The organism is Bacillus sp. LR_5 (assembly GCF_042709275.1).
Window position 1 is genome coordinate 1 of the sequence record NZ_JAVAXX010000495.1, and the last position, 2,728, is coordinate 2,728.

Below are 2,728 nucleotides of genomic sequence, written 5' to 3' on the forward strand. Positions count from 1 at the left end.
CACGACAACATTTGCTCCGCTTTTTGCCAGATCAAGGGCGATTGAGCGGCCGATTCCGCGGGATGCGCCAGTGACAATAGCCGTTTTATCATTAAGCATTATCATTCTCCTCCTTAAGCGTTTGAATTGCCAGCTCGATCGTTTCCGGATCTGATACAGCAATTGTTTTTAACCGTCTATTTACTTTTTTCACAAGGCCTGAAAGCACTTTTCCGGGACCGATTTCAATAAAAGTCGTAACACCCTCTGCGATCAGCTTGTTAATGCTTTCCTCAAAACGAACCGGAGAGTAAAGCTGCTCAATAAGTTTTTCTTTGATATCTGCTTTTTCAGTCATCACGTCAGCAGAAACATTTGAGATGACCGGAACGTCAGCGTCTTTTATGTCACAGGCGTCCAATACCTCTTTCAGCTTTTCAGCAGCCGGTTTCATCAGTTCAGAATGGAACGGACCGCTTACTTCAAGCGGAATTGCGCGTTTTGCGCCGTTCTCTTTTGCCAGTTCAGATGCAAGCTCAACCCCTTTAGCTGTTCCGGAAATGACGATTTGGCCAGGACAGTTGAGATTCGCAAGCTGTACAAGGTTGCCTTCCTCTGTGACTTTATCGGTTACTTGCTTTAATGCTTCAGCATCCATGCCGAGAATCGCAGCCATTGCTCCTTCGCCAGCCGGTACCGCTTCATTCATAAACTCTCCGCGTTTTCTGACGGTATAAACAGCATCTTTGAAAGACAGAGCGCCAGCCGCAACCAGTGCAGAATATTCACCAAGGCTGTGTCCTGCTGTGAAATCAGGTGTAATGCCAGATTCTTTAAATTTCTCAAGAACAGCGATGCTTGTCGTAAGCAAAGCAGGCTGCGCATTGTATGTAAGTGTTAATTCTTCAGCAGCACCCTCAAAAATAAGCGAGCTGAGTTTTGTTTCTAATGTTTCATCGGCTTCATCAAACAGACGCTTTGCAGCAGGCACCTGCTCATAAAGCTCTTTTCCCATGCCGATAAATTGTGATCCCTGACCCGGGAACAAAAATGCAATCTTACTCATGATGTAAAAACCTCCAGACTACTCATCTGTTTTTTCTTCTTTCACTTCTTCCTGAATGAGCGCAGCCACATTTTGGCTGACCATCTCTCTTGCTTGCCGAATCGCATGGAATACAGCATTTGAATCTGAAGAGCCGTGCGCTTTGATCACAGGCGCTTTTAAGCCAAAAAGACTTGCTCCGCCATAATTCGAATACTCCATTTTCATTTTCATTTCTTTCAATTTTGGTTTCAGCACAGCTGCTGCAAGCTTGGATGTCAAAGTAGACGTCATTACGTCTCTCATCATTTTAAAAATTGACAACGCAGAGCCTTCCAGCGTTTTGAGTGTAACATTCCCAGTAAAGCCGTCTGTTACTACAACATCCGCCACATCATCTAAAAGGTCTCGCGCTTCCACGTTTCCGATAAAATTGATGTTTGCTGTTTCTTTTAAAATTTGAAACGTCTGCTTCGTCAGTTCGTTTCCTTTTTTATCTTCTGTTCCGACATTTAAAAGTCCGACTCTCGGTGAAGTGACACCGCGCACTTGCTGAGAATAAACAGAACCCATGATGGCATATTGAACAAGGTGCTCCGGTTTGGCATCGACATTGGCGCCGACATCAAGGAGAAGAAATCCGTCTCCCGAAACAGTCGGAAGTGTCGGGGCAAGCGCCGGACGGTCAATTCCTTTAATTCTTCCGACAATAAAGAGACCGGCTGTCATTAATGCACCGGTATTTCCTGCTGAAATACAGGCGTCAGCTCTGTTTTCCGCAACCTCCTGCGCCATAAGAACCATAGATGAGTTCTTTTTTCTTCGCACGGCACGGACCGGTTCATCCGTAGGCTCAATCACTTCATCTGCGTGCAGCACCGTGATGCGATCTGATGTAGTTGTTAAATGTGATTCTATCGTTGTTTTGTCACCGACAAGTGTGATATGGAGATCATCAAATGCCTCTATACCTTTTATAACTCCGTCAATAACAGCTTTGGGAGCGTGGTCTCCTCCCATTGCATCTACAGCTATTCTCATGCATGCTCCACCTTTATGAATGTTTTGAACGATACATGTCAAAGCGTCCAGAAAAAACAATTTCTTCGCCAACGTAGCTGTTCACTTCGACAACCGTTCTTCCTTTTTCTTTTTCGACAGCCGTCACTTTCGCTTTTGCTACGACACGTTCACCCTGCTTTACCTGTCTTGTAAAGCGGATGTCTGCACTTGCAGTCAGCGCCAGCTCGTCATCAATGACTGCAACGGCCAAAGAATTCGCCTGTGCAAATAAATGGTGTCCTCTCGCAATCTGATTCCGGCTGAACACGTGCTCCTGTTTTATTTCTAAAATGGATATCGCCTGATCATCCAGCTCAAGGTCAATAATTTCTCCGATAACTTCATCAAGTGACAGGGACTTCACTTCGTCCTCAAGTGTTTTCTCTGCCACGTTCTTAATTCTTTCTCTCAGTTCAGGTATGGAAAGCTCTAAGCGGTCCAAACGTATCGTCTGGATGCTCACCCCGAATTTACCCGCTAATTCTTCATCTGTAATAAAGGGGGTTGCTTGAATCGTCTGCTGAAGTAATTCCTGGCGTTCTCTCTTATTTCTTCTCATATCTAAACACCATCCGGACAATTAAGACTAGGTACTAATAGTAGTATATAATTTCATAGATTGGAATGCAACGATTGTTTCTG

At 44.7% G+C, this 2,728-nt stretch carries 4 protein-coding genes; all 4 read right to left on the reverse strand.

Annotation, left to right across the window (positions count from 1 at the left end; all coding sequences use genetic code 11):
- On the reverse strand, window positions 1-99 hold a 99-nt coding region (locus tag RAC86_RS37565; protein WP_377886845.1), incomplete at its 3' end, for an SDR family NAD(P)-dependent oxidoreductase.
- Window positions 92-1,045 (reverse strand): ACP S-malonyltransferase, encoded by a 954-nt coding sequence (gene fabD, locus RAC86_RS37570; protein ID WP_015383644.1) that lies wholly within the window; start codon window positions 1,043-1,045, stop codon window positions 92-94. The genes fabD and RAC86_RS37565, both read right to left, overlap by 8 nt.
- A gap of 18 nt (window positions 1,046-1,063) precedes the next feature.
- Window positions 1,064-2,065: a phosphate acyltransferase PlsX gene (gene plsX / locus RAC86_RS37575; RefSeq protein WP_003232041.1), complete on the reverse strand. Its 1,002-nt coding sequence runs from the start codon at window positions 2,063-2,065 to the stop codon at window positions 1,064-1,066.
- 13 nt (window positions 2,066-2,078) lie between these two features.
- Complete coding sequence (fapR, locus tag RAC86_RS37580; RefSeq protein ID WP_003232044.1) at window positions 2,079-2,645, reverse strand: transcription factor FapR; 567 nt, start codon at window positions 2,643-2,645, stop codon at window positions 2,079-2,081.
- Window positions 2,646-2,728: the final 83 nt, after the last annotated feature.

Excerpts from the sequence above, each read along its gene's own strand:
- fabD (WP_015383644.1), bottom strand. The coding sequence starts at position 1,045 with ATGAGTAAGATTGCATTTTTGTTCCCGGGTCAGGGATCACAATTTATC.
- plsX (WP_003232041.1), bottom strand. The coding sequence starts at position 2,065 with ATGAGAATAGCTGTAGATGCAATGGGAGGAGACCACGCTCCCAAAGCT.
- fapR (WP_003232044.1), bottom strand. The coding sequence starts at position 2,645 with ATGAGAAGAAATAAGAGAGAACGCCAGGAATTACTTCAGCAGACGATT.